We start from the raw sequence: 13,024 nt of genomic DNA, 5'->3' as shown, positions 1-13,024 counted from the left end.
TAGCGGAATTTGCGCCACAAAGTAAACCAGATTAATGGGTGTGGTTAGCAAAGGCTGCTTTATCCACGAAGAGATACCGAAGAGCGAACCCAAAACAAGCACAGATTATATTCAAAACCGGAATACTGATTCCTTTTATGTGTCGTTTATACATTAATAGGGAGGTATTAAACTGTGTCCTATTAAGTAAACAAAGCTAAGCAAACAGAGCTACGCAAACAACTAGTCTGCGGCTTTGATTAGGAACACTGAGAACAAACAATGGCATACCAACATTTAGAAGCGGCACGAGCGTTAACGTTACCCTCACGAGAAGCCATGCTTCAGCGTGCGCAATCGGTACAGCAGTTTTGGAGCGGTAACCAAGAGCTTCTCGCCAATGCTTGGAATGAGTGGGAAGCGGCTGAACAAGTTGACGGCAATTCTCTTAATTGTTCATTACTTGATGCTCACTTGCGCAAGGCCGTTAACGCTGCATGGGAAGACCCATCCAAAGAGTTAGATGTTAAATCGCTGTGGCAGCAAGTTGCGCCCGGCGTGTATACCTGCCAATTCTTCAATCCAGAGCAGCTTGGTAAGCTTAGAGCATTTTTGGAAAAAGCATGGGATGCGCAAATTCCGTTGAGACCGCCCTACGGCATTGTATTAAACCGCAAAGGTGCAATGCTCGATGCCCGCTCAGAAGGGCATTTAGCAGCCCCGAGTTTTCAGCAGTTTTATCGTGAATTAATTGATGCGTATATGCGCCCCATCGCTCGTTTGTTGTTTCCTGAAATTATTGGATATGATAGCCAAAGCTTTGGCTTTTCAATTAATTATCAGCCAAGTACAGATACGTCTATTCGGCCTCATACTGATGCCTCTTCGGTTACCTTAAACATCAATTTAAATTTACCAACAGAATCGTTTTCCGGCTCAGCCGTAAACTTTTTTGATGCTAGTACTGGGCACACAAACGAACTAATGTTTACACCTGGGAGCGCAATTATTCATAGAGGATCGGTGCCTCATGCTGCTTTACCTATCACCAGTGGAGAGCGCACTAACTTTGTATTTTGGCTTTTCGGAAAGCAAGGCAGTTTGCCAAATCCGAAAGGCGATGTTCAACCTGTAGATTCAAAGGCGCGTTGGTCAATGCCGAAGGCCCTTAATGATAACGTTACAACAGCAAGCTTTCCTCAGGATAGCTATGCACCGTTTTAGCCCGCAACTTTAGTGAAGAGCTCGTTAAACGGTGGCTCATTAGAAAGTGGCTCATTAAAAAGTAGCTCATCAAGAAAGAATACGACCGACAACGTGTAAAGCAGGTTAGGCAAACAACGAGGATTTAAAAAATGAAAAAAGTATTAATAACAGGCGCAACAGACGGTATTGGGTTAGAGACTGCGAAATTACTGGCTGCACAGGGTAATCATCTGATCATGCATGGACGTAGCGACCATAAACTGCAAAGTGCCTGCGAACAAGTGAAGCAATATGCTCCTGATGTGACAATCGATACGTACCTCGCCGATTTGTCGACGTTAAGTGATAGTAGAAAGCTTGCTCGTTCAATTTTAAAAGACCATTCAAGAATTGACGTGATTATTAACAATGCTGGTGTATTTAAGCTGCCTCAACCTATAACACAAGAAGGTTTTGATGCTCGCTTTGTGGTTAATACCTTTGCCCCGGCTATTATCACTGAATTGCTACTACCAGTATTAAGCGAAGACGGCCGGATAGTGAACCTCTCCTCTGCTGCACAAGCACCGGTGCAAGTCGATGCTATGAAAGGGCTTGTTCATCTTAATGATGATTTTCAGGCTTACGCGCAAAGTAAGTTAGCGTTAACGATATGGAGTGAGCAGGTGTCTAAAACGCTTAGGCCTGGGCAAGTTAGTGTGTCGGTTAATCCAGGGTCGCTTTTAGCGTCTAAAATGGTGAAAGAAGGGTTCGGCGTGGCGGGTAACGACTTGAGTATTGGTGCTCAAATACTGTGTAAAGCAGCCCTATCTGATGAATTTCAGCACTCGTCAGGTAAGTATTTCGATAACGACTCACAGCAATTTTCTTCACCACATAATTTCGCAGTTAATGCAGTTAACTGCCAAAAAGTGATGGAAGCGCTGCAGTCTGTTGTTGAGGAGTAGTTTTAAACACAGTGAGGCATACAAGCATTGGTTGTACGCTCATAACTCTTAACTCATAACTCAAAACGCGGAAAAGCCTGCAAGCAAACCAATCGCCAGATGCGGATGCTTGTAGGCTTTTTTATCGCGTTATCTTTTATTCAGACTCAGATGTAGAGTCAGAATGCGCCATAATAGACACCGTATCGTTGGCCCTAATGTATAAAACCGTTTCTTCATTGGCGTTAATATTATGTGAGAACGAACTTTTGGAGCTAAAGAAACTGCCGGCTTCAAGCACTACTGCTGTGTCGGTGTTCTTTGAATCATAGTTGGCCTTTCCTTTTATAATAACGCTCTTAAAATCTTTCGCCGTAGTGAAAATGTGACCTTTTTTGCCTTTGGCAAATTTAACCAAATAACCTTTTAGCTCACCTTTGATATCAGGTAAGTCACTTTTCTGCCAAAGGTGAGCTATTTCAACGCCGTCGCCTTTAAGTAGTTCTGAGTCGTTTTCATTTAGCCAAATGAGGTTTGACGCATGCACGTTTATAGGCCTTTCGTTAGTGTCAAACTCAGCTTCAGGTGGCTTAACAAGATAGGGGCCGCTATCTATTTCAAGATAAATAAGGTTGGCTTTGCGGTTTGCCGCAGTAATGTGATTGTGACCGGCAGGCTGAGTCCAGAAAGATAAGCTAGGCAGCCACATGTGTTCTGCAGACGGCGTATCATTGTGAAGAAGCCCTTCAATAACAATACCTCTATAAGTGATGTTGTGAATATGCGGTGGCGATGAAAACCCTTCTTTAAACTTAACCAACATACCCGTTGCTTGGTTTTTGGCTCTATCGCCCCACAAATCTGTTGCTGCCGGGCTTTGATCTCCGCGAAGTGGATTTAAATAACCCCACTGAAGCTCTGCAGAAGACACAACTGAAGAATTGCTTTCATGGTTTTCTGCGGTGGCGTTGAATGACGCTGTGGCAATTAGTAAAGAGCCAGCTAGTAAAAAGCTGGTTAATACAAGACTAGCTCGATGAGTTGTATTGTTCATACATGTCTCCGCTTGAATAAAACTGCTAAAAGTTGAAACAGCAAAGGGAGCTGACTAGCAGCTCCCTATTAATTAACGCGTTGTATTACTTATTAATGAACAGTGGGTTAAACAGTAACAACAACCTTGCCCAACGCTTTGCCACTTTCTAATAGCGCATGGGCTTTACTTACTTCGGATAAGGTAAACGCCGAGTCATCTACAACGGGCTTCACGCCACCTGCTTCAACAATTTTGCTTAAGTCGCTAAGAATGCGAGCATGGGCTTCGCGGCGATAGTTATGAAGCATAGGGATAAGCATGAATACCACGTGTAGCGATAGCCCTTTAAAATGCGCGGTGGTGAGGTCAAGTTCTGTCATGGCCACTGTGGTCGCAACTTGGCCATTTAGCGCAGCCGCTTCAAACGAGTTGGTCATGTTAGCGCCGCCTACTGAGTCGAAGACGATATCGAATCCGGCGCCGTCAGTGTGCTTTTGTACGTAGCTTTCTACAGTCTCAGTTTTGTAATTGATAGGGCTAGCACCTAAGCTTTCAATTAACGATAGTTGAGTATCGCCGCCGCCAGTAGAAAATACGTTTGCGCCATAGTGTTTTGCCAATTGAAGTGCCACATGGCCTACACCGCCTGAACCACCGTGTACTAACACGCTTTGCCCTGCGCTAATGCCGGCGCGCTGCAATCCCTCATAGGCGGTTATGCCAACCAATGGCAGTGCCGCAGCTTCTCTCATCGATATATTTTTAGGTTTAAGAGCAAGCAAGTTGGCATCTGCAACTATGTACTCAGCGAGGGTACCAGGAAGGTCAGCTAAACCACCTGCGCAGCCAAACACTTCATCACCAACGTTATAGTCAGTAACGCCTTCGCCTATCTCTTCTATTGTGCCCGCAAAGTCCATTCCTAACAGTGCTGGCGCAGCAGGTGATAAAGGTAAGTCGGCACCCATTTGACGAATCATAGTGTCAACGGTGTTGATACTGGTTGCTGCAATCTTCACCAAAATATGACCGTCTTTAATAGAAGGCTTTGGAATGTCAGCGGCTTCAAAGGCATCCACACTTCCGTATTGATTTACTATCATTGCTTTCATATTCATCTCCTAGTGTATTTTTATCACTGAAACCCGTTGTGCAGGCATTGATGGTTCTGCGCTACGTGTCGTCTCTGTTGTTGATGGCTGTAGCTTAATAGTATTGATATTGAGAATAAATGACGTATAAAAGAAATGAGAATTCTGGTTTTGAATATAATCGTTAGAATAGTAACTTAATAAGTCAGAGGAACAGGAAATGGATACCAACGGCATTCGCTTATTTGTGATAGCGGCAGAAACGTTAAACATTAGCGAGGCAGGAAAGCGGCTAGGCCTCGCGCCTTCTGTCGCCAGTGCTCGGCTGTCCAAATTAGAAATGCAGCTAAAGGCCGACTTGTTCCACCGCTCTACCCGCAAGGTAGTGTTATCCATAGAGGGCGCGGAGTTTCTTCCCTATGCAAAAGAAATTGTGGCCCAAGAAGATGCCGCTCATGCGGCGTTCGGACGCGGTAAAGCTACGGTGCAAGGCACGCTAAGGTTTGCATCATCTAGCAGCTTTGCACAGCTGTTTATCAGCCCTATATTGCCTGAGTTCCTCGACAGGTACCCCGGGATTAACCTTGAATTAAAGCTATCAGATACTCAAGCGAGCCTCATTGAAGGTGGGTTTGATCTAGCGCTGCGCAACTATGCCGTGGAAGACAGTAGCTTGATAGGTAGAAGGCTGGCAGACGATACCAGAATCATGTGCGCCTCTCCTTCGTACATTGAAAAACATGGTTTTCCACGAACCGAAGCCGATTTGGCAAACCATCAAATAGTGATGTTTGCTAACGCTAAACCACGGGTATTGGTGAACGAAACAACAGGGCATACATTCTCGTTTCCAATGGCGTCTGAAAAGCCGCGGGTGGTGTGCGATGATGGCGCAAACATGCGTATCGCCGCAAAAGCGGGAGTAGGGATATGCATGAGTTCAGTGTGGAACGTGCACACTGAGCTGTCTGAGGGAAGCTTAGTGAGAGTATTGCCCGATTACCGCATTAGCGATAGCGCGGCAATCTGGCTTGTGTACCCAAGGTCGAATGTACTTACTGCAAAGGTGCGGGTGTTTATCGATTTTTTAATAGAAAAGTTAGGTGATTTATCAGTGTGGGATCCTAAAGCAGATACTAGAGCGAAATCGTAAAGCGAAATCGTAAAGCGAAATAGCGTAGCGGGCTAGCACAACACAAAAGCAGAAAGGAATAACAAAACGAAAGCGTGTATCCTAACCGTCCTATTTCAAACTGCGTATTTCAGATTAAGGGCAATGTAATATGGCAACAGCAGCCGCAGTGCACATTTTGGTAAAAACCGAAAAAGAGGCGCTTTCTATTTTAGAGCAGCTTAAAAAAGGTAAAAATTTCGGCACGCTAGCCAAAAAGCATTCAACATGCCCGTCGGGTAAGCGAGGCGGTGATTTAGGTGAATTTCGTCGCGGTCAAATGGTAAAAGCATTTGACGATGTTGTGTTTAAAAAAGAAGTGCTAAAAGTACACGGGCCTATAAAAACCCGCTTTGGTTTTCATATTATTAAAACCCTGTATCGGAATAACTAAATTCCCGATTCCCATTTTTCGCCGCATACATGTGTTGCTGTATAAGCGTTAAAGGGGCTGTTGTATTGATGAATGTTTTTTCGCATCAAAGCGTTGTGATCAACACTAATGAATGGAGTAGCGTTGGCGTTCCCAGCCTTATCTAGAAGATAGTAACTAGTAGAGTAGTCAGAAAGCAGCATTCGGTTAGTCGCTGCACTTTCTGTTAAACGCACGCGAGTTACGGCTTTAAACCTCGCCCTTTCATCACCTAGTGCCAAAATAGTGCGATAGTAATACCCTTTCTCTGTTTGCTGCTGAGAAAAACTATTTAATGTCGCGATAAGATCTTTGAGGCTTATCGCTTCTCGCTGCAGCATAAAATCATGATGAATACTATTGCTGCCGTGGCTATTGTCACCACCGGCGGTATAGGCCTGTTCTTCCTCTAGACGAGTTAAGTATTCTTGCCCTTCTTCGGTGTAATGCACAAGTGCTTCGGTATTCATGTGTACAAAGTAATCACTAATGCCGGCAGGTACCACTTCAAACAGCATAACATCGGGTGTTACTGCACCACGCTCTTCAGGCGTTTGTGGGCCGCGTGGCTCGCATTTTTCAGAAATGAAATAGTAGTATTGTCCCGCTTCAATGGCCTTGGCACTATGATGAAAAAAAGAAGATGCGATAACGATGCCGTATAACATCGTTATAAAGAAACGGAATGCCATAATGCCAGCGCCCTTATTTGAATTAACTAACTAGGGCTTTAGTTTACGGGTATACGCACTACAATGCGATATGAAGTCTTGAATTGAAGCAATATTGGCAGAAGCCAAAAGCTACTGCTGTTTTTCAACTTCCTCTATTTTCTTCCACAAATCTTCAGATTCTGCAGTAAGCATAGAATACGTTTTAATATCGCCTTTTCTTTGCGCAAGCATGGCTCGCTCTAAAAGCTGGTCGTATTCTTTCCGCATTTTCTTTGACGGATTCGATTTAAAAAGCCCAAACACTATTTTTCTCCCCACGCTACACGGTACATTTTTTTCTAAACACATTTTTTGAAAAAAAGCGTATCGGCTGCGTACTCTGATGATGGTGTATTTGTTGTAATATTTTAGTGAGTAAAACGCTCAATATCATATGAAGTCTTACGCGCAATGAGTAAACGTTTTTTTTCTAATAACTGATCACATTTTGGCAAAAAAGATGTGTTAAAAAAGAAATGGCAAAAGAGAAATGGCAAAAGAGAAATGATAAAAATATGGCTCGCCTTTTTACCCAATAAATGAGTTGAAATTTTCGGTGAACTGCTAAGCTCTGCTCGTTTTTTGTACCTTTACGGCTGTGCAAAAAACAACCTCCATACTTTAAATCTCCCTTTACTAATTACAATCCTGACAAATGAAAACAAATATAAGTGAATTTCATATAAATTATAGTTATGTAATCAAGCTTAAAAATTTTTGTAAAAAATATATTCAGGGCGTATGTTTACTGAGGCCTAGGGTGAAAATCGAACAGCTTTTTTCGCGCGCTATCACGTAATTAAAATTTAAACGGGCGTTTAATTTAGTCAAAAAATAATCAGCATAAATGAATAAAATGGTTTCAATGAGAACAAAGAGTGTCATTCTCAAAGTGCCTAAGAATAAGGAGAAGCGTATGAAAGTTGTTGTTTTAAATGAATCTAAAACGCCAGACTCGCTAAATAAAGTGGAAAAGCGGTGTGCTGTTACGCCATCTAGCGCGCAGCGCCTAATTAAGAAAGGGGCTTCTATCATCCTTGAGGCCGGAGCAGGACTACTTTCTGGCTACTCTGATAAAGAATATGAAGGTGTGGGTGTTTCCGTCATTAGTGGTGTGAATGAGGCAGTATCATCTGCAGATATGGTGGTAGCCGTCAACAAGCCAAGCGAAGCGCAATTAGCGTTGATGAAAAAAGGGGCCATTGTGGTTGGTCATCTTGACCCTTTCTTTCAACAACCGCTTGTTGAGTCGATTGCTGACAAGCAGCTTACGGCTATTTCAGTTGAAATGATCCCGCGTTCTTCCCGTGCACAAAAGATGGATGCGTTAAGCTCTCAAGCGAGTTTAGCGGGCTATGTAATGGTGATGCAGGCTGCAAGTTTGCTCCCTTCTATTTTACCTATGATGATGACGCCATCGGGCACAATTAAACCCGCCAAAGTATTTATCATTGGCGCTGGCGTGGCAGGCCTGCAGGCTATTGCAACTGCAAAACGCCTTGGCGCTAATGTACTTGCCTACGACACTCGCGAAGTGGTTGCAGAGCAGGTTGAGTCTCTTGGTGGAAAATTCCTTAAAATTGATATTGGTGAAACCGGGCAAACTAAAGACGGTTACGCCAAAGAACTTACCGAAGAACAAAAAGCCAAGCAGCAAGACGCCCAGCGCGACGCTATTGCCGATTCAGATATTGTGATTACAACGGCGCAACTGTTTGGCCGAAAGCCCCCTGTGCTTATTTCAAAAGACACCTTAGCGCTAATGAAACCTGGCAGCGTTGTAGTGGATATGGCGGCCACCTCTGGCGGTAATGTTGAAGGCTCGGTCGCTGGAGAAACCGTTGAGGTGAATGGCGTTAATGTTATTGGCGATGGCTACTGGAGTCAGTTTGTCGCGCGAGCTGCCACCGACATGTACGCCAATAATATTTATAACCTTGTGGACGAGTTCTTCGACACAGAAACCAATACGTTTAACCTTGATTTGGACGACGATATTCTTGCTGGCTGCGTTATTGCGCATCAGGGAAGCGTTACTAACGACATGCTGCTTAATGCATACAAAGGAGCTTAATTGTGGAAATCATATACTTACTTTTTATCGTGTTATTGGCAGGGTTTCTTGGTTTTGAACTCATCCGAAAAGTGCCAGCTACGCTTCATACGCCCTTAATGTCAGGTTCAAATGCTATTTCAGGTATTACCTTAGTTGGCGCCTTAGTGGCATCGGGTAGTGACAACAGTTTGTTAACTACCGTGTTGGGTACCATTGCGGTGGCACTGGCCAGTATTAATGTGGTGGGGGGCTATTTGGTCACCGACCGCATGCTAAATATGTTCAAAAAGAAAACGAAGTAAGGAGTACGCAGGTGAATGATATTGTAACCACGATTAACCTTGCGTATGTAGTTGCTGCGGCACTATTTATTCTTGGTCTTAAGTTGTTGAGTCACCCAGATACGGCGAAAAAAGGTAACTTTATTTCTGCTATTGGTATGTTTATAGCGGTTGTTGTTACTCTGCTCGATCAGCAGATCATCAGCTATCACTATATATTGCTAGGGTTTGTTATTGGCGGCGCTTACGGTGCGTGGAAGGCAAAAACCGTTGAAATGACTTCAATGCCAGAGATGGTGTCGTTGTTTAATGGTTTTGGTGGCGCAGCATCGCTGTTACTTGGTTGGGCGACGTTATCGAGCATGGGCATAGCGGCGCTAGAAACGGCCGGCGCGTTTACCTTTGTAACCCTATTTTTCACCATACTTGTTGGTGGCGTTACCTTTTCAGGCTCGGTAGTAGCGTGGGGAAAACTGTCGGGGAAGATGAGTTCAAAGGCGGTTGTTTTTACCGGGCTTCGCGAGCTGAGTATTCTTCATTTAGTGGGCATGTTAGCCGTTGGCTATTTGTTTACTACCGAACCATCAAACGCAGTGTGGCTGTATTGCGCTATCGCAATTGCACTTAGCTTTGGCTTATTGGCCACCATTTCTATTGGTGGTGCTGATATGCCCGTGGTTATTGCCTTGCTTAACAGTTACTCGGGCATAGCGGCCTCTGCTGCAGGTTTGGCCACCGGCAACACCATTCTTATTGTTACTGGGCTGTTGGTTGGCGCGTCAGGACTTATCCTGACGAATATAATGTGTAAGGCCATGAACCGCTCACTAATGAACGTACTGCTATCTGGATTTTCTACACCTGTTGAGGCAGGCGAAAAAATTGAAGGCGAGATTAAGGTACTTGCCGCACAAGATGCATTTTACGTGTTAGAAGCAGCGCAAGCAGTACTCGTTGTGCCAGGGTATGGCATGGCGGTTGCGCAAGCACAGCACGCAGTGCGTGAGTTGCAGTCTTTACTGGAAGATAACGGCTGTACGGTAGATTACGGTATTCATGCAGTGGCAGGGCGTATGCCTGGGCACATGAACGTACTGTTAGCCGAAGCCGATGTTCCTTACGATCAGCTGTACGAAATGGACGATGTAAACCCTCGCATGGAAAATTATGACGTGGTGATTGTTATTGGTGCCAATGATGTAGTTAATCCAGCCGCAAAAGAAATGAAAGGTAGCCCTATTTATGGCATGCCGGTTATTGAGGCATACCGCGCCAAAACAGTATTTGTATTAAAGCGTTCTGCCAATGCTGGTTTTGCTGGGGTGGATAACCCACTTTTCTTTAAAGAAAATACGCGAATGGTGCTAGGTGATGCGAAAGAAACCATCAACAGTATTATCCGTGAATTTGGTGACGATTAATCACGTTCATCGGTAAGACTAAATTGGGCCCGGCAATAACTCAGTTCGCCGGGCCTAACATATAGTCAAAACTCATACTTAATAAGCCGCCTTAATCGCACCGCCTAAAACTACAAAATATGTAACAAGTACAAGGTTGTTTAATCTTTCAATACGTTCTAACATCGATTTACCAGCCTTTTTCAAATACCGAGTGTTAAACCTGTAATGCGTGGCAACCCGTCTCATCGTCCATTTGATATTGAAATATTTCAGAACTGTATTTTAGTCACTCTTCGTGGGCATTGGGGTATGGGGACTAATATTACCTACTTGGGCGAACTGTCAGATGCACTGCAAAGCAGAAAAGGCAAACCCTTCCATTTATTCGTTGATATGCGCTCTTGGTCTAGTACAAAGACAGAAACCGTTATACGTATTAAAGACTCAATTCAACTTGACCGCAGAAACCAACTAAGTGAATTGTGGCTGGAAGATGATACGACTGATGCTAATCATATCGCACAACGTTATTTAGAAAATCAGCATTTTACTTTTAGTCGCACTAACGATGTAACCACATTTTTAAGCGACGTTGATAAGAGAGTTGAACCAAGCGTGATGGCATACGTAACATCATGGATAGATACAGCAACGCCGCGATAAATTAAATTAGTCGAAACAATCGATATTTTACGTCGCAACATTTATGGCTTTGTCTATAATACGCGACTCATTTTTGCACGCATAAGTTAGGTAAACCCTAACGCACTTTTTAAAAGGTGACCATATTGTCTAATTGGAGTATCGAGGAAGCAGAGCGCGTCTACGGCGTCTCTCAATGGGGTGGCGGTTATTTTCAGGTTGGTGAAAATGGCAACGTTCACATTACGCCCGTGCCCGAAAATCCGAGTATACGCATAGACTTCAATTCAGTTATTGAAGATATACGTAAAGAAGGTGTTCAGTTCCCCGTTGTTGTTCGTTTTCACGATATCTTGCGCTCGCAAGTAGCAGGGTTAAATAAGGCATTTCGTAAATCGATTGCTGAAGCTGAGTACAAAGGCGAATATCAAGGCGTTTACCCAGTAAAAGTAAACCAAATGCGCGAAGTGGTTGAAGAGATTGTCGATGCCGGCAAACCTTACAACTACGGGCTAGAAGCCGGGTCGAAAGCCGAGCTTTTAACTGTGCTAGCCATGAATACAAACGAAGAGTCACTCACCATTTTAAATGGTTACAAAGACGACGAAGTCATGCGCTTAGCCCTACTAGGGCGCAAGCTTGGTCGCCGCGTAGTCGTGGTTGTAGAGAAATACACCGAGCTATTGCTGCTGGTAAAAGTAGCAAAAGAATTAGATATCGATCCTATTATCGGCGTTCGCTCGAAAATGACGGTAAAAGGTCGCGGAAAGTGGGAAAGCTCAGGCGGCGAAAGAGCGAAATTTGGTCTTACTATCACCGAGATAATCAATGCTGCTCGCTACTTAGAAGAGCAGGGCATGGCTCACTGCCTTAAGCTTTTGCATTTTCATATTGGTAGCCAGCTTACCGATATCAGAGCGGTGAAAGAAGCAGTTACTGAAGGCGCTCGTATTTATGCCGACCTTCATAAAATGGGCTTTGAGTTAGACTATGTTGATGTGGGCGGCGGCCTGGGTATTGATTACGACGGTAGTAATTCAACCAACGAATCGTCGCGTAACTACAGCATGCAAGAATATGTTGCTGACGTAGTGTACGGCATGAAAGAGATGTGTGACCTAGAGGGCGTACCTCATCCTCATTTAGTGAGTGAGAGCGGGCGCGCAATTACGGCGCACCACAGCTGCGTTGTGACTGAAATTGTGGGCGAAATTAAATCTAATGCCGCCACCATGGATACGTCAGCTAAAGAAGGTGAGCACTTTTTCTTAAAGAATATTAGAGAACTCGCTGACACCTTTGATGAGCAAGAAAACATGCATGAGGTATATAACGATGCCTCGCAGTACAAAGAGCAGGCTCTTGATGCTTTCAAACTTCGCGTCATTCCTCTTGAAGAACTTGCCAAAATTGAAACGCTGTATTGGCAAATTATGGGCAGGCTGCAAACCTGGTATCGCAACGAAGAATACGTACCGGAAGAGCTGCAGGAGCTTGATTATAGCTTGTCGTCGCAGTACCTGTGCAACTTCTCTGTGTTCCAGTCGGCTGCCGACACATGGGCAATCGATCAGTTGTTGCCAGTAGTGCCATTAACGCGCATGAACGAGGAGCCAACGGTGAACTGCTCTTTGGTAGATATTACCTGCGACAGCGATGGCAAAATTGACCAGTTCACTATTGGCAGAGAAATTACCGACGTGTTGCCTATGCACCCGTTAAAACAGGGCGAACCGTACTATGTAGGGTTGTTCTTAACTGGGGCTTATCAAGACGTAATGGGTGATATGCACAACCTATTTGGTCGCTTAAACGAAGTACATATTTACAGCTATGACGACGATCCAGAAGATTTCTATATCGAGGAAGTCGTTAAAGGCTCATCGGTAGAAGATGTACTTAACGTTATGCAGTATAACCCTCGAGCCATGGCATCTGACGTTAAACGCTTAATCGATAAACATGTGTGGGATGGTAAACTCAAGCCTAGGGAAGGCGTACGCTGGACAGACTTTTACGAAAAATGTCTAAACGGTTATACCTACCTCAAACAATCAAAGTAGGTACCGCTGCGTTTGGCTAGCTTTTCTTCTGGATATGAAGATTCA

At 44.2% G+C, this 13,024-nt stretch carries 13 protein-coding genes; 9 read left to right on the top strand and 4 right to left on the bottom strand.

Translation table 11 applies throughout. The features are described from left to right. The first annotated feature begins 261 nt into the window (after window positions 1–261). Both GTQ48_RS07370 and GTQ48_RS07365 read left to right on the top strand, forming a co-directional pair. On the top strand, window positions 262–1,203 hold the full coding sequence (locus GTQ48_RS07370; protein ID WP_163105954.1) for a 2OG-Fe(II) oxygenase family protein: 942 nt from the start codon (window positions 262–264) through the stop codon (window positions 1,201–1,203). 131 nt (window positions 1,204–1,334) lie between these two features. Next, window positions 1,335–2,132, top strand: a complete 798-nt coding sequence (locus tag GTQ48_RS07365; RefSeq protein ID WP_163105952.1) for an SDR family NAD(P)-dependent oxidoreductase — start codon at window positions 1,335–1,337, stop codon at window positions 2,130–2,132. Window positions 2,133–2,268: 136 nt separating this feature from the next. Here GTQ48_RS07365 and GTQ48_RS07360 read toward each other — a convergent pair whose 3' ends face one another. Continuing rightward, the gene (locus tag GTQ48_RS07360; RefSeq protein WP_163105950.1) at window positions 2,269–3,165 is read right to left on the bottom strand and encodes a DUF4437 domain-containing protein; all 897 of its coding nucleotides are present in this window, start codon (window positions 3,163–3,165) and stop codon (window positions 2,269–2,271) included. A gap of 107 nt (window positions 3,166–3,272) precedes the next feature. After that, window positions 3,273–4,259 carry a zinc-dependent alcohol dehydrogenase family protein gene (locus GTQ48_RS07355; protein ID WP_163105948.1) on the bottom strand — a complete coding sequence of 329 codons (987 nt, stop codon included), beginning with the start codon at window positions 4,257–4,259 and terminating at the stop codon, window positions 3,273–3,275. 199 nt (window positions 4,260–4,458) lie between these two features. Between GTQ48_RS07355 and GTQ48_RS07350 the strand changes: the two genes are divergently transcribed. Then, entirely contained in the window at window positions 4,459–5,391 is a 933-nt protein-coding gene (locus tag GTQ48_RS07350) for a LysR family transcriptional regulator (protein WP_163105946.1), read from the top strand. 130 nt (window positions 5,392–5,521) lie between these two features. After that, the gene (gene ppiC, locus GTQ48_RS07345; protein ID WP_163105944.1) at window positions 5,522–5,803 is read left to right on the top strand and encodes a peptidylprolyl isomerase PpiC; all 282 of its coding nucleotides are present in this window, start codon (window positions 5,522–5,524) and stop codon (window positions 5,801–5,803) included. On the opposite strand, the gene GTQ48_RS07340 is transcribed toward ppiC, so the two are convergent. Together GTQ48_RS07340 and GTQ48_RS07335 are read right to left on the bottom strand one after the other, a co-directional pair. Beyond that, window positions 5,800–6,513: a hypothetical protein gene (locus GTQ48_RS07340; RefSeq protein WP_239060037.1), complete on the bottom strand. Its 714-nt coding sequence runs from the start codon at window positions 6,511–6,513 to the stop codon at window positions 5,800–5,802. The two genes, ppiC and GTQ48_RS07340, sit on opposite strands and share 4 nt — an antisense overlap. Before the next feature lie 111 nt (window positions 6,514–6,624). Further along, window positions 6,625–6,798, bottom strand: a complete 174-nt coding sequence (locus GTQ48_RS07335; RefSeq protein WP_163105942.1) for a DUF6435 family protein — start codon at window positions 6,796–6,798, stop codon at window positions 6,625–6,627. A 652-nt stretch (window positions 6,799–7,450) separates the two neighbouring features. Here GTQ48_RS07335 and GTQ48_RS07330 point away from each other — a divergent pair. From GTQ48_RS07330 to speA, 5 genes are all read left to right on the top strand, one after another. Then, window positions 7,451–8,608: an NAD(P) transhydrogenase subunit alpha gene (locus GTQ48_RS07330; RefSeq protein WP_163105940.1), complete on the top strand. Its 1,158-nt coding sequence runs from the start codon at window positions 7,451–7,453 to the stop codon at window positions 8,606–8,608. Between the two features lie 2 nt (window positions 8,609–8,610). Next, entirely contained in the window at window positions 8,611–8,892 is a 282-nt protein-coding gene (locus GTQ48_RS07325) for an NAD(P) transhydrogenase subunit alpha part 2 (protein WP_032097643.1), read from the top strand. A gap of 11 nt (window positions 8,893–8,903) precedes the next feature. Continuing rightward, the gene (locus GTQ48_RS07320; RefSeq protein ID WP_163105938.1) at window positions 8,904–10,292 is read left to right on the top strand and encodes an NAD(P)(+) transhydrogenase (Re/Si-specific) subunit beta; all 1,389 of its coding nucleotides are present in this window, start codon (window positions 8,904–8,906) and stop codon (window positions 10,290–10,292) included. Between the two features lie 207 nt (window positions 10,293–10,499). Then, window positions 10,500–10,937 (top strand): arginine decarboxylase, encoded by a 438-nt coding sequence (locus GTQ48_RS07315; RefSeq protein WP_163105936.1) that lies wholly within the window; start codon window positions 10,500–10,502, stop codon window positions 10,935–10,937. Window positions 10,938–11,062: 125 nt separating this feature from the next. Beyond that, window positions 11,063–12,979 (top strand): biosynthetic arginine decarboxylase, encoded by a 1,917-nt coding sequence (speA, locus tag GTQ48_RS07310; RefSeq protein ID WP_163105934.1) that lies wholly within the window; start codon window positions 11,063–11,065, stop codon window positions 12,977–12,979. Window positions 12,980–13,024 lie beyond the last annotated feature (45 nt).

The sequence above is a fragment of the Alteromonas genovensis genome, assembly GCF_010500895.1.
Taxonomy (GTDB): Bacteria; Pseudomonadota; Gammaproteobacteria; order Enterobacterales; family Alteromonadaceae; genus Alteromonas; species Alteromonas genovensis.
This window is presented reverse-complemented; position numbering and strand designations above follow the sequence as displayed.

What these genes read in the sequence shown, in the direction of transcription:
- GTQ48_RS07330 (WP_163105940.1), top strand. Translation starts at nt 7,451, where the DNA reads ATGAAAGTTGTTGTTTTAAATGAATCTAAAACGCCAGACTCGCTAAAT.
- GTQ48_RS07350 (WP_163105946.1), top strand. Translation starts at nt 4,459, where the DNA reads ATGGATACCAACGGCATTCGCTTATTTGTGATAGCGGCAGAAACGTTA.
- GTQ48_RS07360 (WP_163105950.1), bottom strand. Translation starts at nt 3,165, where the DNA reads ATGAACAATACAACTCATCGAGCTAGTCTTGTATTAACCAGCTTTTTA.
- GTQ48_RS07355 (WP_163105948.1), bottom strand. Translation starts at nt 4,259, where the DNA reads ATGAAAGCAATGATAGTAAATCAATACGGAAGTGTGGATGCCTTTGAA.
- GTQ48_RS07340 (WP_239060037.1), bottom strand. Translation starts at nt 6,513, where the DNA reads ATGGCATTCCGTTTCTTTATAACGATGTTATACGGCATCGTTATCGCA.
- GTQ48_RS07315 (WP_163105936.1), top strand. Translation starts at nt 10,500, where the DNA reads ATGCGTGGCAACCCGTCTCATCGTCCATTTGATATTGAAATATTTCAG.
- GTQ48_RS07370 (WP_163105954.1), top strand. Translation starts at nt 262, where the DNA reads ATGGCATACCAACATTTAGAAGCGGCACGAGCGTTAACGTTACCCTCA.
- GTQ48_RS07365 (WP_163105952.1), top strand. Translation starts at nt 1,335, where the DNA reads ATGAAAAAAGTATTAATAACAGGCGCAACAGACGGTATTGGGTTAGAG.
- ppiC (WP_163105944.1), top strand. Translation starts at nt 5,522, where the DNA reads ATGGCAACAGCAGCCGCAGTGCACATTTTGGTAAAAACCGAAAAAGAG.